Genomic DNA, 20,053 nt, shown 5'->3' on the forward strand with positions numbered 1-20,053 from the left:
TCTTCCCTCAATGCCGCAGGATGCGGCGGACGAAATCGGCGCAGCGCTCGGTCTGCGGCGCGTCGAAGATCTGCGCCGGCGGGCCAACCTCGACGACGCGCCCATCGGCCATGAACACGACCTTGCTTGAGACCTCGCGGACGAAGCCCATCTCGTGGCTGACGATCAGCATGGTCATGCCCTCCGCCGCCAGCACCCGGATGGTGTCCAGCACCTCCGCCACCAGTTCCGGATCGAGCGCCGAGGTCACCTCGTCGAGCAGCAGGATTTCGGGCCGCAGCGCCAAAGCGCGCGCGATCGCGACGCGCTGCTGCTGCCCGCCCGAGAGCTCGTCGGGATAGGCCTCCATGCGATGCGAGAGGCCGACCTTCTCCAGCAGGGCCCGCGCCTCGCGCTCGACCTCGCCGGCGTCGCGCTTCTTCACGATGGTCGGCGCGATGGTGACGTTGCGCAGCGCCGTCATGTTCTGGAACAGGTTGTATTGCTGGAAGACGATGGCGAAGCGGTCGCGCACCTTCTTCAGCGTCTTGGCGCTGCCATAGTCGACCTGCTCGCCGGCGACATGCACGACGCCGGCGCGCGGCTTCAGGAGCCCGGTCAGCACCCGCAGCAGCGTGCTTTTGCCCGAACCGGAGGGTCCGATGATCGAGACGATCTCGCCGCGCTCGACCGACAGGTTCACATCCTGCAGGACGGGCGTCGCGCCGTAGTCGGCCGAAAGCCTATCGATGACGAGATGGGGCAAGCCGGCGCTCCAGATGCGATGCGAACAGGTTCAGCGGATAACAGAGGACGAAATACAGAATCAGGATGGTGCCGAAGCAGATCGCGGCCGAGAACCCCTTCTGATTCAGGATCTTGGCGGCGTAGGTCAGCTCCAGCACGCCGATCTGAGAGGCGATCGAGGTGCTCTTCACCAGCCCGACCGAATAGGTCATCGACGGCGGGATGATCACGCGCCAGGACTGCGGCAGGATCACGCGGCGCAAAGCGGTCAGCCCGCCCATGTTCATCGCTTCGGCGGCGTCCCACTGGTTCTTGTGGACCGATTCAAGCCCCGCCCGGATGTTTTCGGCAGAGAAGGCAGATGACGACAGCGCGACCGTGGTGGCCGCAACCGCGAACATGCCGAGATCGGCCCCGACGAGCTGGAAGGCGAAGAACACCACCATCAGCTTCACCAGGAACGGGATGCGCCGGAATATCTCGACATAGAGGGTCGCAAACCAGCGCAGGGGCGCAAAGCCGGTGATGCGGTCGTTGCGCAGCACGGCGAGCCCAAAGCCGACGAGGAAGCCGATGCCACAGCCGACGAGCGAGAGCAGCGCGGTGAACGCGAAGGCCTGCCCGAGGAAGATCATGTTGTAGTAGCTGAAGAAGCGCGGGGCTTCCTCCAGGAGCGCCGCCATCAGAGCTGCCCTCCCATTAGAACACCTTGCCCTTGATGCGGAAGAAATAGCGCCCGACGGCGTAGAGCGCCGCGCTCGCGACCAGCGTCAGCGCGATGTAGTAGACCGCCGCGATCGAGAAGATCTCGAGCGAGCGGAAGGTCTGGGCGTTGATGTTGTAGGTCCGCCCGGTCAGCTCCTCGACGCCGAAGATGGCGGCGATCGAGGTCGTCATCGTCAGGATGATGTACTGGTTCGACAGGGGCGGAAACAAAACCTTGCAGATATGCGGCAGGACGACGTAGCGGATCGTCTGCACGCGCGAGAAGCCCAGCGTCTCTGCCGCCTCGACCTCGGCCTTGCGGATCGAGCGGAAACCGGCGCGCTGGATTTCGGTGAGATAGGCGCCGGCGTTAAGCGACATGCCGAGCAGCACCGCGCCATACGAACTCAGCACGATGCCCCAGTCGGGCAAGGCGAAATACAAAAAGAAGATCTGCACCAGCAGCGGCGTGTTCAGCACGAACACGACATACGCCTTGACCAGCCAGCGCGCCGGCCTGGGCCCGTATTCGAGCACGGAGGCACAGACGATCCCGACCGCCCAGCCGATGACGAAGGCGATCGCGGCGAGCTGCAGGGCAAGCCACGCGCCGCCGGCGAGATAGCCGAGATAGGGCGTCACCTGCCCGTATTGGAGGGTGTAGGACATCAGGGCGACCGCATGTATCGCGGCACCGGCTCCGTCATTCCGGGCGCAGCGAAGCGAAGACCCGGAATCCATCCTGGAGCACAACGGCGCCTTACGATGGATTCCGGATCGGCGCCGCTAACGCGGCTTGTCCGGAATGACGGAGATGGTGTCATCGATGGAGCGCGATCGGCCATCAGAAATACGGTGTGACGGGCACTTTCGTGTCCATCGGCTTGAGGAACCACTTTTCCCAGATCGTCTCGACCACCCCGGCGACATGCAGCTCGTAGAGCGCGATATTGAGCCAGTCGCGAAGCCCGTAATTCCCCTTGGCGACGCCGAAACTGGAATAGGTCACGCCATATTCCGGTGACGGAATGATCTTCCATTTGATCGCCGGGAATATCTTCAAGCGATAGGCGACGGCGTCGATGCCGTCGAAGGAGGCGTCGCCCCTGCCCTGCGCCAGCGCCCGGTCGCGATCGTTGTAGTTGTCAAGCAGGACGAGCTTGGCCTTGGGCAGCATCCTTTGGATGTAGGGGATCGCGGTGGTGCCGCGGACCTGGATCAGCGTCACGCTCTCGCTGTTGAGGTCGGCGAGCTTGGTGAAGGGCTTTCCGTCGGTGGTGACGATTCCGTAATTCTCGGAATGGATCGGCGCGGTGAAGTCGATCACCTTGGCGCGCTCGGAGGTGCGGCTCATCGCGCCCATCACGACATCGACCTTGTCGGCCGCCACGAACGGGATGCGATCGGGCGAGCCGACCTGCACCAGCGTCAGCTTGACGCCGAGCTTCTCTGCCACCGCCTTGGCCAGTTCCGGCTCGAAACCGTCGATCTCGTTCTTCTCGTTGAACAGCGCGCGCGGCGGCAATGTCGGGTTGACGCCGACGCGCAGCTCGCCCGCTTTCAGGATGTCGTCGAGCGAACGGGCCAAAGCCGGAGCGGAAAATCCCGCCAGCGCGACACAGGCGGCGAGCAGGCAAGCAAAGCGCGAAACGGACATTCAGGCCTCCTCCTCAACGACAATGGCGGGTAGGCAATCGACTAATTGTATACGATCAGCATGCAATCGGAGCATTGGCGCAGACGCTTGTCAACGGAGCGCGCCGGCTTTTTCGACATGCGCCAGCGCCTTTTCCAGGCGGCGATACTCCTCCACGGGCAAGGGCATGAAGGGCGGGCGCACAGCGTCGCAGGCGAGCCGGCCGAGGATTTTCAGGCAGGCCTTGAGCCGCGGCGTCGCCCGGCCGCCCGGCGCTTCGCGATAGACCGCACAGGCGAGCGGATGAATGACCTCGTGCCAGTGCCTGGCCTCGTCCCAGTCGCCGGCCTGCGCCGTACGCCAGAGCGCCACAAGCGGTGAGGGCGTGACGGCGGCGAGGCTGACCTGGCTGCCCTCGGAGCCGATCAGATAGCTCGTCAGCAGATGCTCGTCGCCCGAACCGAGCACGGCGAGATCGGGCCGCAGGGACTTCGCGAGCCGGCGGTTCTCGTCATAGGTCGCGACCTCCCAGCTGCCCTCCTTGATGCCGCACACGCGCGGCAGGACAACGAGCCGCGCCAGCGTCGCAAGGTCATAGGGCATCGCGCCGGCGCCGACCGGCGCCTGATAGAGCAGGAACGGCAGACTGCCCGCCGCCATCGCGTGCCGATGATGCAGCAGCGCGGAATCCGTGTCCTGGAACAGCCCCCAGGCATTGGGCGGGAAGAGCAGGATCGCGTCCGCGCCGGCGGCCTCCACGTCTGCCGAATGCAAAGCGGCGTCGAGGCTCGATTCTGCATTGACGCCACTGGTCAGGAAGACGTCCGGCCCCAGTGTCTCGCGGCAGATTTCGACGACGCGGCGCTTCTCCTCGCGGGTCAGCAGGAAATTCTCGCCGGCATGGCCGTTGATCAGCAGCCCCTCGATGCCATCATGCCGCCCGACAGCGCCGACATGTTCGGCGAGCGCCGCTTCGTCGAGGCTGAAATCCGGCTTCAGCGGACACAAAGTCGCGGCATGGATGCCGGTAAGCCGCGCAATCGCGGCCGCGACCTTCGCATCGGCCACGAAGGGCTCAGACATGGTGTGGCTGTTCATCGGCGGCCCTGCCTGCGGCGGATGGAAGAAGAGGAGCGACCGGCGGCGTCAGCAGGCGGTCGATCGGGAAAAGCGGATCGACCGATTCCTGGCCGAGAATGCGCTGCGCCAGCAGCCGGGCGATGTAGGGGCCGCTGGTGTAGCCGGAATGGACGCTGCCGCAGACATAGGCGTCGGGGATGCCGGGAATCGGCCCGGCCGCCGGCAGCGCGTCGCGCGTCTCGGCCTCGAGCCCGGCCCAGGCGCGGGCGAGCCGGGCCTGCTTCAACGCGGGTATCGCATGACAGGCGAGGCGCATATTGCCGATCAGGCTTTCAGGCACGAGTTCGGCCCCGCCGCGCGCGCGGTCGCCCTTGCCCTGCCAGCCCCCGCCGATCACGACCGTGCCGTGCGGATACTGCTTGAGCGAGAGCAACCCGCTGGCGATGCCGACCACGGTGCGCATTACCGGCGCGACGCGCTCGGTCACGGCGAGCTGGTTGATCAACACCTTGATGGCTAAATCGATGCCGAGCCAGGCCGTCATCTCCTCCAGCCAGACGCCGCCGGCGAGCACCAGCCGCCGGGTCGCGACGGCCCCCGATTGGGTCAGCACGCTGAAACCCGACGCCTCGCGCGCGACGCCGGACACAGGAGTCTGCTCGCGCAAATCCACCCCGGCCTCGATCAGCGCGCGGCGATAGGCCAGCCCCGTCAGATAGGCGTTGGCGTAGCCGTCGACCTTGCAATGGCCGGCGAGCAGCACGCCTTCCGCCACGCCGGGCTCGACCTCTCGGGCGGCCACGCCCGAGATCAGCTCGATCGGCGCGCCGGCCTCGCGGCGTTTTCCGGCCCGGAAACTCAGCAGCTCGGCCTCGCGCTGCGTGAACGCGAGCGACAGCCCGTCGCAGACCACGACCCCGACATCGTGTCCGAGCCAGTCCCGCGCCGCGGCCCACATCGCATGCGCCTTGAGCGCATAGGGAATCAGAGCCACCCGCGTCATCTGCATGGTCAGCGTGCCGGCGTTCACGCCCGACGCCTCGCGGCACAGGCTGCCGCGCTCGAACAGCACGGTCTTCATCCCGGCGCGCGCGCAAAACAGCGCCACGGTCGCGCCATGGATGCCGCCGCCGACGACCGCGAGATCATAGGCAGCCGTCATAGCGGCGCAGCCTCCGGCACGGGGATGTCCGAATAATCGAACGTGCCGAGCAGATCGGCGAGCGGAACCGGGCGCAGCGGCGGCCGGCCGGTCCAGTACCCCGCCGCCTCTCGCGAGCCGACATGGCGGGCGAGGAGTTCGGCCGCCGTCTCGCCGCAGAACCGGCCCTGGCACGGCCCCATGCCGCAGCGGGTGAAATGCTTGAGCTGGTTGACCTCGCGCGCGCCGGCCGCGATCGCCGCCTCGATCTCGGCGCGCCTGATATCCTCGCAGCGGCAGACCACCGTGTCGGGCGCTATCGCCCCGACCATCGCCGGGCGCGCTCGCATCAGCCGCCCGACCGCGCCGGCAAAACCCCGCAGCCGCGCCTGTTCGGCCTGAATGGTAGCGGCCTCGCGCTGGACCGTCGCGGCGTCGACGAAGCGGGAATCATGCGCGGCGGCCAGCCCCGCGAGGTAGCCCGAGAGCCGGGCGGGCTCCGCGCCGGCGATGCCCGCGCCGTCGCCGGCCGCATAAAGTCCCGCAACCGAGCAGCGCCCGAAGCCATCGCGCTCCGGCACCCAGCCGCCCGCCGCCGCGTCGAAACGATGCGCGGCCCGCAACAGGCGCGGGATCTCCGAGCCCGGCACGAGCCCGTGCCCGACCGCCAGCGCGTCGACCTCGAAAACCCGCTCAGCGCCGCCGGTCGGGCAGCCTACGGCATCGACGCTGCCGATCACGACGCGCTCCAGCGCTTCGCCGCCCTCGGCTCGCAGCGCCGTTTGACGAAACAATACCGGAACCCGCGCCTGCCTGAGCTTCAGCGCCCAGCCAACGCCCTGTTTCAGCAGATCGGGCCGCGAGGCGAGCTTCGGCAGCGCTCTGAGCCAGTCGCTGGGGCCCGCCAGATCGACCACCGCCGCAACCGTCCCGCCGCCGGCGACGATCTTGGCCGCCACCGCCGCCAGCAGCGGCCCGCAACCGGCGACGACGGTGCGGCGACCGGGAACCATGCCCTGCGACTTCAGCAGGATCGTCGCAGCCGCCAGCCCGATCACGCCCGGCAGCGTCCAGCCCGGGAATGGCACGACCCGCTCATGCGCGCCGGTCGCCGCGATCAGGCGCGGCGCGGTGAAGCTCTCATGGCCCGACGGCGTCACCGCATCGACGCGAAACGCGCCCGAGATCGACCAGACCAGCGCCGAGGCACGCCACGTCACCGACGAGGCCGCGACAGCGGCCCGCAACGCATCGCCGGCGCGATCGTCCGGCCCAGAAGCTTCCGGCGCTAGCGAAAGCCCGGCCGGCCGGGCCCGGTAGACCTGCCCGCCCGGCGCGGCCGCCTCGTCGAGCAGCACCACCTCCATGCCCGCATGGCTCGCCGCAAGCGCGGCTGCAGCGCCCGCAGGCCCGGCGCCGATGACGATCAGATCGGCCGACTGATGTGCGGCGGCCGCCATCTCAGACTGCGCCCCGCAGTTCGACGACGAGGCCTTGGCTGGCAGGAACCTGACAGGCCCGCTTCAACGCGCCCTCGATATGCACCGCGCATTCCTGGCAGACCCCCATGAAACAGAAGGCCCCACGCGCCGCGCCGTCGCGCGGGCTCCGGCGCAGACCCAGCATGCCGGCAGCCATCAGCGCAGCCGCGACCGTCTCGCCGCGATGCGCGCGAACCGTCACGCCATCGGCGCTGAAGCTCAGGGTCTCGCCGCGCCGAAAGCCATTGTCGAACCGCATTGCATTCATCTCGAAATCCGCGAACCTCGTGGTCTTGCCTTTTGCACGGCACTCATATTGTATACAAATCATAGACAATCGGCGCTGCCTGTCCAGCCCGGAACGATGCCGACGAGGCGGCGCATCAGGGCGTCGGACCAGACAATCCAGAGGGGAACCATGTTCAAGACATACGCTCTCAGCCTCGCAGCCTTGCTCGGCCTCGCGACGCTCAGCCCGCCGGCCGCACAGGCGCGCCCGCTCGACGACATCCTGAAATCGGGCACGCTCAAGGTCGGCGTCAACCCGACGCTGCCGCCGCTCGCCAAATTCGACGACAAGAACGAGATCGTCGGTTTCGACGTCGATTTCGCCACCGAGATCGCCAAGACGCTCGGCGTCAAGCTGGAGATCGTCCAGACCGGCTCGCCCGACCGCATCCCCTTCGTCGCTTCCGGCAAGATCGACCTCGTGATGGGCGCGATGACGCGCAATCCCGAACGCGCCAAGGTGATCGACTTCACCGTGCCTGTTCACACCGAGGTCTTCGGCGTGCTGACGACCGAAGCCAAACCCTACAAGGACTGGAAGGAACTCGACAGCCCGGGCGTCACCCTGATCCAGGTGCGCGGCACGACGCCGGTCAAGTTCATCGAGGACAACCTCAAGCAGGCCAAGGTGACGCTGCTCGACAACTACCCGGACGCCGTGCGGGCGCTGGCGCAAGGGCGCGGCGACGCGATGATCGACGTGATCGATTTCGTCGGCGAGCAGATGAACCGCTTCAAGGACGTGAAGTGGAAGGTCGTCGAGACGCCGGTCGACGTCTATTATTGCAGCTTCGGCCTCGCCAAGAATTCGACCGGGCTGAAGGACTGGCTCAATGTCGCGATCTTCGACATGCATCGTCGTGGCCGCACCGATGCGCTCTGGGTGAAGTGGTTCGGCATCAAGATGATCAACCCGACCGGGTTCACGCCCTATTTCTGATCCGGCTCCCCCTCCCCGGCAGCGCGCCGTCCTGATTGGCGCGCTGCTGATGGTCGTTGCGACCTTCTGCTTCGTCAGCCTCGACTCGATCCTGAAATCGCTGGCGCAGCGCCACGACGTGCTGTTCCTGGCGTGGGGCCGCAATCTCTTTCAGGTCGTCTATCTCGTCGCGCTGATGCCGTTTCTTGGAGCGCGGCGGATGCTGGCGACGCGCCACCCTCTGATCGAGTTCTGCCGGGGTGCGATGCTGGTCGGCACTACCGTCTTCATCGTGCTGGCCCTGAAGACGATGCCGCTGGCGCAGACCTATGCGATCACCTTCTCGGCTCCGCTGATCGCGACGATCCTTGCCTCCATCTTCCTCCACGAGCGACCGTCCTGGCGGCGCTGGCTCTGGATCGTCATCGGCTTTGTCGGCGTCATGGTCGCGCTGCAGCCCGGAGCGCCTGAGGCCGGCGGACATCTCGTCTTTCCGCTCGCCATGGCGCTGGCCAATGCCGGCTATCATGTCCTGACGCGGGCGATCGCAGGAGACGAAGACCCGCTCGCCATGCTCTTCCATGTCGGCTTCTTCGCGTTGCTGATCACGACGCTCGCTTTGCCCTGGTCGTGGTCTGGCATGGCGGCGTGGGAATGGGGCCTGCTCGCCATCGGCGGCGCATTCGGCACGCTGGCCCATCTCCTGCTGATTCAGGCCTTCCGCATGGCCCCGACCGCGATCGTCTCGCCGATGATCTACACCCAGATCATCGCGGCCTGCCTGCTCGGCTATGTCGTCTTCGGCGAAGTGCCGACGCCGGCGACGCTGCTGGGCGCGGGCGTGGTGATCGCGAGCGGCGTCGCGCTGATCCGGTCGAGAGCGTGAGGATCTTGGCTTCAGAAGTGCGCGTCATTCCGGACAAGCCGCGAAGCGGCGCCGATCCGGAATCCATCGTAGAGCCATCCCTGCGAAGACTTAGGCCCTACGATGGATTCCGGGTCTGCGCTGCGCTGGCCCGGAATGACGACGGAGGTCGTGGAACGATCGGAGCAGATCGCTCAGGACACATTCGCCAACGAGTATTTCGACAGGCTCTTGATATGCGCCTGCGCCGCCTTGCGTGCCCGCTTGGCGTCCTCCGCCTCCAGCGCCAGCACGATCTCGAGATGCTCGACCGCATCCTGCCCGACACGGTCGGCGAGACGCGCGATCTCGAACAGCCGCGTCGTGACGCGCAGCGAGCGGATCATGTTCCCCATCACCGCATTGCCGCAGCCATCGATATACAGCCCGTGCACGGTGTCGTCGGAACGCCAATGCGCGTCGGTGTGATAGGTCGTCGCCGCCATCAGTTCCTCGATTTCGGTGCGCACCATCAGCAGCTTCGACAGCGAAAGCCGCCCCGCCGCGAGGAAAGCCGCTTCGCCTTCGAGGATTTCACGGACCTTGAGGCTCTGCAGATATTCGCCGAGATCGACATTGCGGACCATGAAGGAGCGGTTGGCGGCCTTGACCACCAGCCCCTCGCCCTCCAGCCGCTGCAGCGCCTCGCGCAGCGGCGTGCGCGAGATGCCCAGCACATCGGCGAGCTTGGCCTCGACGATCAGCTCGCCGCCCTTGAGACGCCGCCCGCGGATCATCTCCGACACCGCCCTGTAGGCGAGGTTGGAGAGGTTGTAGCCGCCGGTCTGCTCGGGTGCTTCGGCCGGCTCGATCAGGGTCATGGCGCAGTCTTCGTGCTCAGGTTGCAAACGCGCTTTTGAACCCGCACGCCGCTGCTATCAAGCCCCGGCAGTCGGGGCGACCTCATACCCGCCGCCCGGCCGGTTCAAACGAGGTCGGCAGCCGTCCGGAAGGCGCAGCCAGCGCCGAGCGCTCGCGGGCGATATGCATGCCCTGGCCGGGCTTGCCCCTGAGCGCGCCGTCCTGCACCACGACCTGCCCGCGTACGATCGTGGTGACGGGCCAGCCCTTCACCTGAATGCCCTCATAGGGCGTGTAGTCGGCCCCGTGATGCAGCAGCGACTGGCTGATCGTAACCTCGCGGTCGGGATCCCAGATCGCGATGTCGGCATCCATGCCGATCGCGATCGAGCCCTTATGGGTCAGGCCATAGGTCTTTGCGTGGTTGGTCGATGACAGAGCCACGAACTGGTTCAGCGTGATCCGGCCCTTGCCCACCCCCTCCGAGAACAGGATCGGCAGCCTTGTCTCGACGCCGGGGATACCGTTGGGCACCCAGCGGAACGAGGTCCGGCCCTTCGGCGTCAGCTTGCCGGCCGGGTCGTCATAGCGGAACGGGCAATGGTCGGAGGAGAAGACGTTGAAGATGCCGCTCTCCAGCCCCTCCCAGCAGGCGATCTGGCTGGCCCGGTCACGCGGCGGCGGCGAGCAGACATATTTCGCCCCTTCCATGTTGAGCCCGTCCATGTCGGCCTCGGTCAGCACGAGATATTGCGGGCAGGTCTCGCCATAGACCTTGAGGCCGCGCGAGCGCGCCCGCGCGATCTCCTCCATCGCCTCGCGGTTCGAGACATGGACGATCATCACGGGGACATCGACGAGTTCGGCGAGCGATATCGCGCGATGCGTCGCTTCACGCTCGACCGGAATAGGCCGCGAGGTGCCATGGAATTTCGGCGCGATGTGCCCGCCGCGTTCCAGCCGGTCGGTCAGGAAGCGGATCGCGTCGTAATTTTCGGCATGGACCATGACGAGCGCGCCGGTCTCGCGCGCGACCGACATCACTTCGAGCATCTCGCGGTCGTTCAGGGCGAGGCCGTCATAGGTCATGAAGACCTTGAAGGAGGTGTAGCCATCCTCGATCAGCGCCGGCAGATCCTGCCCCAGCACCTGCTCGGTCGGGTCTGAAATCACGAGATGGAAGGCGACATCGACATGGCACTGGCCGTCGGCGAGGCCGTGATAGGCCTTCACCGTCTCGCGCAGGCTCGTGCCCTTTTCCTGCACGCAGAACGGCATGACGGTGGTGTTGCCGCCGAAGGCCGCCGAGAGCGTGCCCGAGGCGAAATCATCGGCCATGACGATGCCCTCGCCGCTCGGCTGGGCGATGTGGACATGGCTGTCGATGCCACCCGGCAGGACTAGCTTGCCGCTGGCGTCGATCGTCTCGGTCGCAGCCCCCAGTCCATGTCCGAGCGCCGCGATCCGTCCGTCCCTGATCCCGATATCGCAGGAAAAAGTATCCGACGCGGTGGCGATCGTGCCGCCGGCGATGATGAGGTCGTAAGCCATGCAAAGTCCTGGAGTAGCGCGACCGCCGGACGGCGCGGTCGCCCGCTACCAATCTGGCGCTTGAAAATACACTCTGTATGCAGAGTGCGCTCATTCTGCTGGAAACGGATCGGAATGCAATCGCCGCGACGCGCCGGGCTCAAGCGAAAACGCGCGGTCTCAGGCCAGCATGGAACCAGGTGATCAGCGAGTAGACGTCATAGACCGGCAGCCCGGTCGCGGCCTGCACCGCCGCGGCATAGGGCGGCATGTTGGTGCATTCGAGCACGATCGCGCCGACCTCGGGATGACCAGCCACGAGATCGCGCGCGGCCTGCACGACATCCTGTTCGGCGAGGTCGACATCCATATCGTCCTTCTCCGCCTTGATCAGCACGCGGAAGAATTCGCGGCCATTCTCGGTTCCGGTCACCGGCGTATCCAGCGGCACGCCCGCACCGGCGAGATGCGCCGGCGTCAGGCTCGATGCGCTCACCGTGACGACCCCGACGCGCTTGCCCGGCGGCAATGTCGCCTGCACCCACGGAACCTGCATCAGCGAGGAAGTCGCGACCGGCACGCCGACGGCCGAAGCGAGCTCGCGCTGGAACAGCGACAGGAACCCGCAATTGGTGGTGATGGCCTCCGCACCGAGCCTGACCAGATCCTGCGCGGCGGCGATAAAATCGGGCAGCAAGCCTGCCGCGCCCTGCAGCACGACCCGGTCGGGACTTGCCCCTGTCACGACACGATAAAGCACCGGAAACGGCCAGGTCGTGCCATTGCCCATATCGCCGGGAATGCGTGGAAAGTGCGCCTCCAGCATCAGGATGCCAAGCGGCGCGCCATAGATCGCCTTGCCACCACGCGCGATGCCGCGGCTCATGGCAAAATGCCTGGTGGCCGGCCGGACCGGGTGCTCTCGATGATGAAACCCTGCATCAACCTCTCGCCGCCACAAGCATCGGCATCTCGAATCGAGACTCGCCAACCACTTTGGGACATCGGCGTCGCGATGGCCATTGCGAGCTTCGCCGGCTAGGCCGGCTGGCAGATGCTGATCTCGCGCGGCAACAGCCGGACAGACAGCGGATCGATGCAGGTGCGCGACGACCCGGGGATCGTGTCGAATTCGGATACGATCAGGCTGCTGATACGGGATTTGTACTCGCTCCAGCTCGAAATCACCCTGTAGCAGCCGCCGCATGACACCGGCGCCTCGTCAACCAGCCGTGGCGGGATCACGATCGATGGCGAGCCGCAATCGCGGCAGACGAAGCGGTTCATCTGCTCTCCCCCGGCCATCGGCAAACTCCCTGCGACGCGATCAGCGAGTACCCGCAGCAAGATAAAGGCCAGACAGCGTGCACCGCAACATGATTGCGACCATTATGCGCAGAAGCTTCGGTGCACGCGTGAAATGAGGCTTCCGACGGCACGATAACGCCGCCCGTTTATGCAGGTCGCTCCACTGCCCAAAACCTGGGCGGCGACGCCCCACGCGCAATCTCCGATTGCTTGAATTTGAGGTTACAATTATTTACACATATCGCTCAAATTCTATGCTTCGCACTCATTTTTCGGCAAGATGTCCGTATGACACTCGCATTCCTGTGCATCTATTGCGTGATCGGCGCCTTGCTGATCATCAACAGCATCATGGAATTGCCCGCCGGCAAGTCGAGCCTCCATGACGTCGCGATCATTCTTGGCGTCGGCCTGGGCTGGCCGCTGATCCTGGGCGGGATGGTGCTTCTCGCAGCCGCAAAATTCTTCATCCGGTCCCCGAACGCATTGCCCGGCATTGTCTACCGGCGCGCCGACCGGGCCGACGCGCGAAAGCAGACGTCCAGCTAGCGCAACCGTCGCGCGCGCGACCGCCGGCCGGTTTCAGGACAGTCGATCCGCTTCGTTTCAGGACAGCCGATCCGCTTCCACGACGGCAACGAAGATATGATAGAAGGTGCTGGCCGAGACCGGACCCGCAAGTGGCCTCTCCTGCTCGTCCAATTGGTCGATCCAGCCGGCGGCGAACGGCTTCCCGAGATATAATTCCCACAGATGCCGCAGCGCGGCATCTGCCTGCTCCGCGGCGCCTGCTATCCCGCGCTCGGTTTGCGCGAGATGGGCCTTGGCGAGTTCCGTCTGCAGCCATGACCGGCGCGTACCGCGCAGAACCTCGCCGCCTCGCAGCGCCTCATCGACGAGCAGGCCGCTGCCCGGGCTCGAAAACCGCGACACCGAGCGCAGCAGCGCCTGCGCCAGATCGGCCGTCGAGCGCCCCAGCACCGGCTCGGCCTTGCGCAACAGCCAGACCCATTCGGCGAGATGGCCGGGCTCGATCACCTCGCCCTCTCGCCCGGTGGCGACCTTCCAGTCATCATCGAAATACTCGCCGATGGTGGCGCTGGCGGGGTCGTAGAGCCGGCTTTCCAGCAGCGCGATGCCACGCGCCGCCATCGCGACCGCATCGGGATGAGCCACCGTCTCGTGCAGGCCGAGCGCGGCCTCGAACCAGTGCATCTGCGGGTTTTGACGGCGCGGCAGGCTGCGCGGCAGGCCCTCGAACAAAGACCCGTCAGGCGCGGTCAGATCAGCAGCGATGAACGACAGCGTCTCCTCAAGCACGGCGCGAACGCGCGCCTCGCCGCTGGCTTTCGCCAACCACGCGCAAGCCAGCACGATAAAGGCATGGTCGTAGCTGTCGCGTTTGCTATCGGCGACCGAACCGTCGGCATGAAGCAGATGCACGAAGCCTGGCGCGCCGTCCGGCGAGCGCGCCGTCTTCAGAAGCCGATCGAAGGCGCGAAGCGCGATTGCGACGCCGCCGGGCAGCCAGCCGAGCAGCGCGGCATGCGACATCACATAAATCTGGCGGGCCTGGACGCGAACCCGCAACGAGGCGGCCCGGTCTGGTTCGCCGCTCTCCGTCATCCGCTCGAAAAAGCCGCCGGTCTTCTGATCGACCCCGGCCACGGACCAGAATGGCAGGGCGGTATCAATGGTCCACCGCTTCAGCGGCTCCGACATTCGGATCATTCTAGCATCCCTGCGACGTTTAGAGCGTGACCGCGTCCGACGGTTCCACGGTTATCGGGTCTACAGCGTGTTGTGGGGATGGTTTTCCGGTCTGGACGCATAGACCGATTATGCGGCGAGTCGCGGCCGATAGCAGTGCGACTCAACCGCAGGCAAAACGTCAGTAAGTGTCCTTGACGTTCCGCAGCAAAATGGACGTTCGCGCCATGATGACAAAATCGAGCCAGATGCTGGAGTTCTCGACATACCAGATGTCGAGCTCTACCCGCCTCTCCATGCTGTTGATGGTCGGTGTCTCGCCGCGGCTGCCATTGACCTGCGCCCACCCGGTCAGACCGGGCTTGACGTGCTGCCGGTAGGGATAGTCGCCGATCAGCTTTTCGTAATGCGTGTCATGCGCGATCGCGTGCGGGCGCGGTCCGACGATCGACATATCGCCGCGAATGACGTTCCACAGCTGAGGCAACTCGTCGACGCTAAGCCGCCTGATGATCTTGCCGACCGCCGTGACGCGGCTGTCGTGGCGAGAGGCCTGCATGACGTCGACACCCTCTTCCATCACCCGCATGCTGCGAAATTTCAGAATCTTGAAGGACCGGTTGTTGAAGCCGTTGCGCGACTGGCGAAACAAGACCGGGCCGGGGCTATCGAGCCGGATCGCCAGGGCTGTGAGCACTAGCAAGGGCGAAAACAAAAACAGGGTAGAGCCGGCGATGACAACGTCGAGTGCGCGTTTCACCCCGCGCTCGCCCGCCGTCATCGGCGCCCGATGCATCTCGACCGAAACCAGTTGGCCCAGGTGCTGCGTCGGACGCGAGACGAGATCGCCGAGATCGGGATCGAGCATCAGCCTGATCGGCAGTGGCAGGATGCGCAGGCCGGCGACGACGTTCTGCGCCAGATCGAACCGGCCCCTGTCGAAGGCGACGATGACCTCCTCGACATGCGAGCCTCTCAGCGAGGCCACGGCCTCGCGCACAACGACATCGACCGCCTCTCCCCCCATACCGGCGTCAAACTCCACGCGGGAGACGACGGTCAGACCGAAGGGCGCGAGCTGGCGGGCAAGCTTGTTGTCCTGCAGCGCGGATGCGTCGCCGAAGATGGCGATGCGGCGGGTGGCGAAGGCGCCGCTCGCCAGGGCGCGCTCGATGACGCCCCGCCAGAGTAGGCGCGTTCCGATGACCACGAGTACGCCGCAGACCATAAAGGAGATCGTCGCGGCGCGCGACATGGTGTGGCCCATCTTCAGGGCAAAGCCGACAAGCATCAGGAACCCGGCGACGACGGCCCAGAGCACAAAAATTTGGCCGATATGGCGCAGTGGCTTCAACAGCGCGATGGGCCGGTAGAGTCCGCGCATCTGCACCAGCGGCAGAAACAGTGCGGCAAACAACCCCCCCAGCGCCAGAAGGTCTTCGACGTCGATCGCCGTGGCAGCCGTCAGATTGCGATAGGCCAGTCCGCAGAACAGGCTGCTCGAGACGATGATGACGACGTCTGCGACAGCCACGAACGCGCCGATCGCATCGTACCGGAACCACCGCCGACCGGCACGGCCGGCGGTGGCTGTCAACTCGATGGTCATGCGCAATCCCCAGCAACTGACGCCGTTAACCTACCGTTTACGACGTTTCCGGTTTTCGCTCAAGCGGCTCCGAATGTAAACTCCAAGTAAAGGTTTGCGTCGTCCCAAGCATGAGGTAGGCCAGAAGCGGCCTGGGGAGCGCAGGACGAAATGGCCGTGTCATGACGGCGGCGATTGCGCGAAATGGCTGCTGAAAACCCGAAGCCGGCTCGGGAGAATGATATTCGACGCCAGGCACATCCACGGCGACTAAGGCAGACAACCGCAGAATGCTGTGCCTTAGCGATTTTCAGGCACGTTGCGCCAATCCCGATTGCGCAAGTCGGTCAGTTGCGCGCGTCGTCACGAAGGCGCCATATTGTGCGACGCAACATAGATCGTTGCGAGTGGCACAACACTTGCTGCGACGACGCCATCTATTCGCATTGAATTCGGGCTTGGAAGACGCCTTGGCAGGCCCTTTCGCGCGGTGCATGAGGAGATTGCCATGACGACGGCACACATCGACACCTCTGCCTGGCCTCAAAGCGCTGAAATCGGGCTGTCGGAGACGCAAACAGCCGGGAAGAAACCGTCCTGGGCCGTCGCCGTTGTCGGCCTCGGCGCGCTTCTTAATATTGGCTGGATTGGTCTGCTGGGTTTTGTCGCGGCCAAGCTGACGTTTCTTTAGTCACCTGGTTTTTGCCGGGCATTGTTTTTCAACACAGCGCTGCTGCTAGCTCAGCTTGAGGCAGCGCTGCTCCGGCGGACCGATCGTTGTCCGCGACCCGCATTCGAAAAGCATCTGCAGCCGGTGGCATCCACTACCGGACCGCTTCTGGATTGCGGTAGCGTCAATCTATGACGGGCGCCCGGTCGGCCAGTTCAAGGAATATGGCCGTACAGGCCAGCCAGACGATGCCGAGATAGATCATGACCGGGTGCTCCACACCTCGATCTTTATCGGCCTGATCCTTTACGGCAGCCTTACGCGATTGCTTCAAATTGCGCGAATTCGCGCGTTGCGTCCGGCAATCTGCAGCGTTGGTTTTCGGCTGGCTAACGCGCCCGCCGCGGTCGATTACGCCGCGCCTCGATCGGCAGGCCTGCTGCTGCGCGGGTCGCTTTGCGGCTGCCGCCAGCGACCGCTGCATCAGCTTCGGTTGTAGACGTCCTCGTAGCGGACGATGTCGTCCTCGCCGAGATAGCCGCCCGACTGCACCTCGATCAGCTCCAGAGCGATCTGGCCGGGGTTTTCCAGCCGGTGCACCGCGCCGAGCGGCACATAGATCGACTGGTTCTCCCCGAGCAAACTCTCGACGCCGTCGACCGTGACGCGTGCCGTCCCGGAGACGACGACCCAATGCTCGGCCCTGTGAAAATGGCTCTGCAGCGATAGTTTGCCGGCCGGCTGCACGGTGATGCGCTTGACCTGATAGCGCGCCCCGGTGTCGATCTGCTCGTAGTTGCCCCAGGGCCGATAGTTCTTCAAATGCTCGGCTGCCTCGCGCCGGCCCATCTTTGCCAGTCGCGTGACCAGTGTCTTGACCTCCTCGGACTTGTCCTTCGCCGCGACCAGGACGGCGTCGCGCGTGGCGACGACAACGACATCGTCGAGCCCGACGACCGTGGCGAGCAGGTTGGGCGAATAGGCATAGCAGTTGCGCGCGTCGTGAAAAACGACGTCGCCTTCCGCGCCGTTGCCGTCGTCGTCCTTGGCAGACAGCTCCCAGACCGCCGACCATGAGCCGATATCCGACCAGGCGAAGTCCGCTGGCACTACGGCCGCGCGCTCGGTCTTTTCCATAATGGCGTAGTCGACCGAAGTGGCGCGCGCCTTGGCAAAAGCCGCCGGATCGAGGCGAAGGAAGTCGAGGTCTTTGCGCGCGGCGGCAACCGATTCGAGGACCGGGCCATGGATGTCGGGCGCAAGCAGCGCCAACTCATCGAGGAAGACCTGCGCCCCAAACAGGAAATTGCCCGAGTTCCAGAGATAACCCGATGCGACATAGCGCTCGGCCGTCGCGGCATCAGGCTTCTCGACGAAGGCGGCGATGTCGCAGACGCCGGCGATCCCCGCGATCTCCGCGCCCGGCTGGATGTAGCCATAGCCGGTCGCCGGATGTCCGGGCTTGATGCCGAACGTCACGATCCGGCCCGCCAGCGCCGCCGTCAGCCCGCGCAGCGCGTGCGCCTGGAATGCCGCGAGATCGGGAATGGCGTGGTCGGCGGCGAGCACCAGCAGCACCGCTTTGGGGTCGCGCGAAACGGCCAGCGCGGCGGCAGCCGTAATCGCCGCGCAGCTGTCGCGACGCATCGGTTCAAGCATGATCACGCCTTGGAGTCCAAGCGCTCGCAACTGCTCGGCAACGAGGAAGCGGTAGTCGTTGCCGGTCACGATGATCGGGTCGCCGAAGCCCGTGCCGCTGACTCGCGACACCGTTTCCTGAAAAAGCGATCGCCCGCCGCCGAAGGCGAAAAGCTGCTTCGGATAGGTCTCGCGTGAGGCTGGCCAGAGCCGCGAGCCCGCGCCGCCGCACAGGATGACGGGGGTGATGGTCTTGGTCACGCAGATGGCCTCCTTGGCCGCAGTAACATCGCCGCATGCAAAATGCGGGCGCGCATGGCTCAAATCGTCTGGTTGTGGTCGCCGACTTTTGGGTTCTGGCGCAACAATCTGCCGACGGCGGCGAACATATCGTGCATTCGGGCATCCGAGACCAGGCTGTCGCAGACTACCACGAGTTCCGGCTTGTTCGACGACGTCCGCACCAGCCCCCAGGGGCCATCGGCGTTGACGATGCGCACGCCGTTGACGGTGATGACGTCGCGGATCGGCTGGCCCGCGATGCTGCCACCGGCGGCCTGCAGCGCCTTGATCGCCTTGGTGAAGCGGTCGCTGACCTCGTACTTGATCTCGTCGGCGCATTTAGCCGCCATGGTGGGCGTGCCCCAGGTCTCCGGCACGGAGGCATAGAGCTCCGCCATGGATTTCCCGGGATTGCGGTCGAGCATATCGATCACCGCGATGGCCGTGACCACGACATCGCCGTAACCGCGCCCGAATGGCGCGTTGACGAAGAAGTGGCCGTATGGCCGGTGACGATCTCCGGCGTGACACCCACGCGCTGGATCAGCGTCCCCAGCCCCAGTCCGACGGCCTGAACGCCCATAAAGTTCAATTCCTCGCCGAAGAACAAGCGCGCATCATACTCACGAAAGCCTGTCGGCTTCACCTCCGGGAGCGGCTCGAACGCGAGCGTGTTGGACAGAAGATGAGGACGAGGGACCGGATACACGCACTAGTCCAATTTCAGAGAGATCGACATCGAGACATCATTCGACAGCGGCTGTTCATATCCGCTCGTCGCGGTGCATTGCCCGATGGCCCGTCACGAAGCAAGTCTCTCGCCACTTGCCGACGCCATCAGGTAGCCACTTCGAGAACGGCGCAGTCTAATGAAAAGGAAGTCGTGCGCTTGCTGATTTGATCGCGACCGAGACGTCTGCCGATATCCTGATTGTGTAGCTATCTCGCCACGGATCCAGAGCCGGTACTGGCGACGAGCCAAGGACCTGCCGCTTGCTGGTCGGCGTGTCGAGCTTGAAGGTTATGGTCGGCGCTTTCGATGCGACGGCGTCTTACGCAGCCGCCAGATCGTCACAGAGCGCTTTGAGACCGGCGTCCTTGCGGCGCGAGCACGCCGGACTGAGCGCCTCTACCCTATCGTCGAGCACCTTGGGCCTCGCCTTGGGCGGCAGGCCCGCAGCGAGCCTTGTGGCCAGGATGATGCTGACGGCTAGCAACGTCATATTGCTCCGCGTGGTCCGTCGGCGTGCCAAAGACGCCGATCAAATCATTGAACGTGATCGGCATCGACGCCTTTACCTGGCGACACAATCACCGCTACGACGCGATCGTCTGCGATCTTGAGCGCCGTCGGCCAATGGTTCTGATGCCGGAGCGGGAGCCGGCGACGTCAGCAGCCTGGCTCAGGCATCAAGCCGCTGTCCAGTTATCCCTCTTGATCGCGGCGGCGGATACGGGGAAGCCGTAGCGCGGGCTTTGCCAAGGGCGATGCAGGTCGTAGATCGCTGGCACCTGATGGAGAATGCCAGCCGCACTTTCTTGGACGCGGTCTTGGACGCGGTGCGCAAATCGATGCGCCAGATCCGTCGGACCATTGGCACACCGTGGTGGCTCGTGCGCTCCTGACGGCAGCCGAGCCCGGCACG

General features: G+C 65.3%; 21 protein-coding genes and 2 pseudogenes. 5 read left to right on the forward strand and 18 right to left on the reverse strand.

What is annotated here, in order from left to right:
* Positions 1–7 precede the first annotated feature (7 nt).
* From AC1DZY_RS10275 to AC1DZY_RS10310, 8 genes are all read right to left on the reverse strand, one after another.
* Positions 8–745, reverse strand: a complete 738-nt coding sequence (locus tag AC1DZY_RS10275; RefSeq protein ID WP_476820007.1) for an amino acid ABC transporter ATP-binding protein — start codon at positions 743–745, stop codon at positions 8–10.
* Positions 723–1,409, reverse strand: a complete 687-nt coding sequence (locus AC1DZY_RS10280) for an amino acid ABC transporter permease (protein ID WP_476820008.1) — start codon at positions 1,407–1,409, stop codon at positions 723–725. Before AC1DZY_RS10280 ends, AC1DZY_RS10275 begins: the two co-directional genes overlap by 23 nt.
* Positions 1,410–1,425: 16 nt before the next feature.
* Complete coding sequence (locus tag AC1DZY_RS10285; protein WP_476820009.1) at positions 1,426–2,100, reverse strand: amino acid ABC transporter permease; 675 nt, start codon at positions 2,098–2,100, stop codon at positions 1,426–1,428.
* A gap of 175 nt (positions 2,101–2,275) precedes the next feature.
* Positions 2,276–3,088, reverse strand: coding sequence for a transporter substrate-binding domain-containing protein (locus AC1DZY_RS10290; RefSeq protein WP_476820010.1), 813 nt, complete (start codon positions 3,086–3,088; stop codon positions 2,276–2,278).
* Positions 3,089–3,178: 90 nt separating this feature from the next.
* Positions 3,179–4,150 (reverse strand): dihydrodipicolinate synthase family protein, encoded by a 972-nt coding sequence (locus AC1DZY_RS10295; protein WP_476820011.1) that lies wholly within the window; start codon positions 4,148–4,150, stop codon positions 3,179–3,181.
* Positions 4,143–5,309, reverse strand: coding sequence for an NAD(P)/FAD-dependent oxidoreductase (locus AC1DZY_RS10300; RefSeq protein ID WP_476820012.1), 1,167 nt, complete (start codon positions 5,307–5,309; stop codon positions 4,143–4,145). The genes AC1DZY_RS10295 and AC1DZY_RS10300 overlap by 8 nt, the downstream gene beginning before the upstream one ends.
* Positions 5,306–6,748, reverse strand: a complete 1,443-nt coding sequence (locus AC1DZY_RS10305; protein ID WP_476820013.1) for an FAD-dependent oxidoreductase — start codon at positions 6,746–6,748, stop codon at positions 5,306–5,308. The genes AC1DZY_RS10300 and AC1DZY_RS10305 overlap by 4 nt, the downstream gene beginning before the upstream one ends.
* Before the next feature lies 1 nt (position 6,749).
* A complete protein-coding gene (locus AC1DZY_RS10310) occupies positions 6,750–7,037 on the reverse strand; it encodes a 2Fe-2S iron-sulfur cluster-binding protein (RefSeq protein ID WP_476820014.1) in 288 nt (95 codons plus the stop codon).
* A gap of 150 nt (positions 7,038–7,187) precedes the next feature.
* On the opposite strand from AC1DZY_RS10310, the gene AC1DZY_RS10315 reads away from it, so the two are divergent.
* Positions 7,188–7,997 carry a transporter substrate-binding domain-containing protein gene (locus AC1DZY_RS10315; protein ID WP_476820015.1) on the forward strand — a complete coding sequence of 270 codons (810 nt, stop codon included), beginning with the start codon at positions 7,188–7,190 and terminating at the stop codon, positions 7,995–7,997.
* Positions 7,998–8,043: 46 nt separating this feature from the next.
* A complete protein-coding gene (locus AC1DZY_RS10320) occupies positions 8,044–8,862 on the forward strand; it encodes a DMT family transporter (protein ID WP_476820036.1) in 819 nt (272 codons plus the stop codon).
* A gap of 173 nt (positions 8,863–9,035) precedes the next feature.
* On the opposite strand, the gene AC1DZY_RS10325 is transcribed toward AC1DZY_RS10320, so the two are convergent.
* The 4 genes from AC1DZY_RS10325 to AC1DZY_RS10340 form a co-directional block, all read right to left on the reverse strand.
* Positions 9,036–9,701, reverse strand: a complete 666-nt coding sequence (locus AC1DZY_RS10325) for a GntR family transcriptional regulator (protein ID WP_476820016.1) — start codon at positions 9,699–9,701, stop codon at positions 9,036–9,038.
* 82 nt (positions 9,702–9,783) lie between these two features.
* Positions 9,784–11,232: a dihydropyrimidinase gene (gene hydA, locus AC1DZY_RS10330; RefSeq protein ID WP_476820017.1), complete on the reverse strand. Its 1,449-nt coding sequence runs from the start codon at positions 11,230–11,232 to the stop codon at positions 9,784–9,786.
* A gap of 139 nt (positions 11,233–11,371) precedes the next feature.
* Entirely contained in the window at positions 11,372–12,097 is a 726-nt protein-coding gene (locus tag AC1DZY_RS10335; protein WP_476820018.1) for an aspartate/glutamate racemase family protein, read from the reverse strand.
* Positions 12,098–12,249: 152 nt separating this feature from the next.
* Positions 12,250–12,498, reverse strand: coding sequence for a hypothetical protein (locus AC1DZY_RS10340; protein WP_476820019.1), 249 nt, complete (start codon positions 12,496–12,498; stop codon positions 12,250–12,252).
* Positions 12,499–12,849: 351 nt separating this feature from the next.
* Between AC1DZY_RS10340 and AC1DZY_RS10345 the strand changes: the two genes are divergently transcribed.
* The gene (locus AC1DZY_RS10345; protein WP_476820020.1) at positions 12,850–13,068 is read left to right on the forward strand and encodes a hypothetical protein; all 219 of its coding nucleotides are present in this window, start codon (positions 12,850–12,852) and stop codon (positions 13,066–13,068) included.
* A gap of 57 nt (positions 13,069–13,125) precedes the next feature.
* Here the strand turns inward: AC1DZY_RS10345 and AC1DZY_RS10350 are convergent, their stop codons facing one another.
* Both AC1DZY_RS10350 and AC1DZY_RS10355 read right to left on the reverse strand, forming a co-directional pair.
* Positions 13,126–14,250 (reverse strand): AGE family epimerase/isomerase, encoded by a 1,125-nt coding sequence (locus AC1DZY_RS10350; RefSeq protein ID WP_476820021.1) that lies wholly within the window; start codon positions 14,248–14,250, stop codon positions 13,126–13,128.
* A gap of 160 nt (positions 14,251–14,410) precedes the next feature.
* On the reverse strand, positions 14,411–15,838 hold the full coding sequence (locus AC1DZY_RS10355; protein WP_476820022.1) for an exopolysaccharide biosynthesis polyprenyl glycosylphosphotransferase: 1,428 nt from the start codon (positions 15,836–15,838) through the stop codon (positions 14,411–14,413).
* 487 nt (positions 15,839–16,325) lie between these two features.
* Between AC1DZY_RS10355 and AC1DZY_RS10360 the strand changes: the two genes are divergently transcribed.
* Positions 16,326–16,508, forward strand: coding sequence for a hypothetical protein (locus AC1DZY_RS10360; protein ID WP_476820023.1), 183 nt, complete (start codon positions 16,326–16,328; stop codon positions 16,506–16,508).
* A 163-nt stretch (positions 16,509–16,671) separates the two neighbouring features.
* Here the strand turns inward: AC1DZY_RS10360 and AC1DZY_RS10365 are convergent, their stop codons facing one another.
* The 4 genes and pseudogenes from AC1DZY_RS10365 to AC1DZY_RS10380 all read right to left on the reverse strand — a co-directional run bounded on the left by AC1DZY_RS10365 (position 16,672) and on the right by AC1DZY_RS10380 (position 19,116).
* The gene (locus tag AC1DZY_RS10365) at positions 16,672–16,971 is read right to left on the reverse strand and encodes a hypothetical protein (protein WP_476820024.1); all 300 of its coding nucleotides are present in this window, start codon (positions 16,969–16,971) and stop codon (positions 16,672–16,674) included.
* Complete coding sequence (locus tag AC1DZY_RS10370) at positions 16,971–18,392, reverse strand: mannose-1-phosphate guanylyltransferase/mannose-6-phosphate isomerase (protein WP_476820037.1); 1,422 nt, start codon at positions 18,390–18,392, stop codon at positions 16,971–16,973. The genes AC1DZY_RS10365 and AC1DZY_RS10370 overlap by 1 nt, the downstream gene beginning before the upstream one ends.
* Before the next feature lie 53 nt (positions 18,393–18,445).
* Positions 18,446–18,907: pseudogene (locus AC1DZY_RS10375) on the reverse strand (phosphomannomutase/phosphoglucomutase); the annotation flags it as partial.
* Positions 18,838–19,116: a hypothetical protein gene (locus AC1DZY_RS10380; protein WP_476820025.1), complete on the reverse strand. Its 279-nt coding sequence runs from the start codon at positions 19,114–19,116 to the stop codon at positions 18,838–18,840. The gene AC1DZY_RS10380 and the pseudogene AC1DZY_RS10375, both read right to left, overlap by 70 nt.
* A gap of 205 nt (positions 19,117–19,321) precedes the next feature.
* Between AC1DZY_RS10380 and AC1DZY_RS10385 the strand changes: the two are divergent.
* A pseudogene (locus tag AC1DZY_RS10385) lies at positions 19,322–20,044 on the forward strand (transposase); the annotation flags it as partial.
* Between the last annotated feature and the right edge of the window lie 9 nt (positions 20,045–20,053).

The sequence above is a fragment of the Allobosea sp. P2_A10 genome (genome assembly GCF_056405115.1).

Coding starts and splice junctions, on each gene's coding strand:
- AC1DZY_RS10280 (WP_476820008.1), bottom strand. CDS start 1,409: ATGGCGGCGCTCCTGGAGGAAGCCCCGCGCTTCTTCAGCTACTACAAC.
- AC1DZY_RS10285 (WP_476820009.1), bottom strand. CDS start 2,100: ATGTCCTACACCCTCCAATACGGGCAGGTGACGCCCTATCTCGGCTAT.
- AC1DZY_RS10290 (WP_476820010.1), bottom strand. CDS start 3,088: ATGTCCGTTTCGCGCTTTGCTTGCCTGCTCGCCGCCTGTGTCGCGCTG.
- AC1DZY_RS10295 (WP_476820011.1), bottom strand. CDS start 4,150: ATGTCTGAGCCCTTCGTGGCCGATGCGAAGGTCGCGGCCGCGATTGCG.
- AC1DZY_RS10300 (WP_476820012.1), bottom strand. CDS start 5,309: ATGACGGCTGCCTATGATCTCGCGGTCGTCGGCGGCGGCATCCATGGC.
- AC1DZY_RS10305 (WP_476820013.1), bottom strand. CDS start 6,748: ATGGCGGCCGCCGCACATCAGTCGGCCGATCTGATCGTCATCGGCGCC.
- AC1DZY_RS10310 (WP_476820014.1), bottom strand. CDS start 7,037: ATGAATGCAATGCGGTTCGACAATGGCTTTCGGCGCGGCGAGACCCTG.
- AC1DZY_RS10315 (WP_476820015.1), top strand. CDS start 7,188: ATGTTCAAGACATACGCTCTCAGCCTCGCAGCCTTGCTCGGCCTCGCG.
- AC1DZY_RS10325 (WP_476820016.1), bottom strand. CDS start 9,701: ATGACCCTGATCGAGCCGGCCGAAGCACCCGAGCAGACCGGCGGCTAC.
- hydA (WP_476820017.1), bottom strand. CDS start 11,232: ATGGCTTACGACCTCATCATCGCCGGCGGCACGATCGCCACCGCGTCG.
- AC1DZY_RS10335 (WP_476820018.1), bottom strand. CDS start 12,097: ATGAGCCGCGGCATCGCGCGTGGTGGCAAGGCGATCTATGGCGCGCCG.
- AC1DZY_RS10340 (WP_476820019.1), bottom strand. CDS start 12,498: ATGAACCGCTTCGTCTGCCGCGATTGCGGCTCGCCATCGATCGTGATC.
- AC1DZY_RS10350 (WP_476820021.1), bottom strand. CDS start 14,250: ATGATCCGAATGTCGGAGCCGCTGAAGCGGTGGACCATTGATACCGCC.
- AC1DZY_RS10355 (WP_476820022.1), bottom strand. CDS start 15,838: ATGACCATCGAGTTGACAGCCACCGCCGGCCGTGCCGGTCGGCGGTGG.
- AC1DZY_RS10360 (WP_476820023.1), top strand. CDS start 16,326: ATGACGACGGCACACATCGACACCTCTGCCTGGCCTCAAAGCGCTGAA.
- AC1DZY_RS10365 (WP_476820024.1), bottom strand. CDS start 16,971: ATGCAGCGGTCGCTGGCGGCAGCCGCAAAGCGACCCGCGCAGCAGCAG.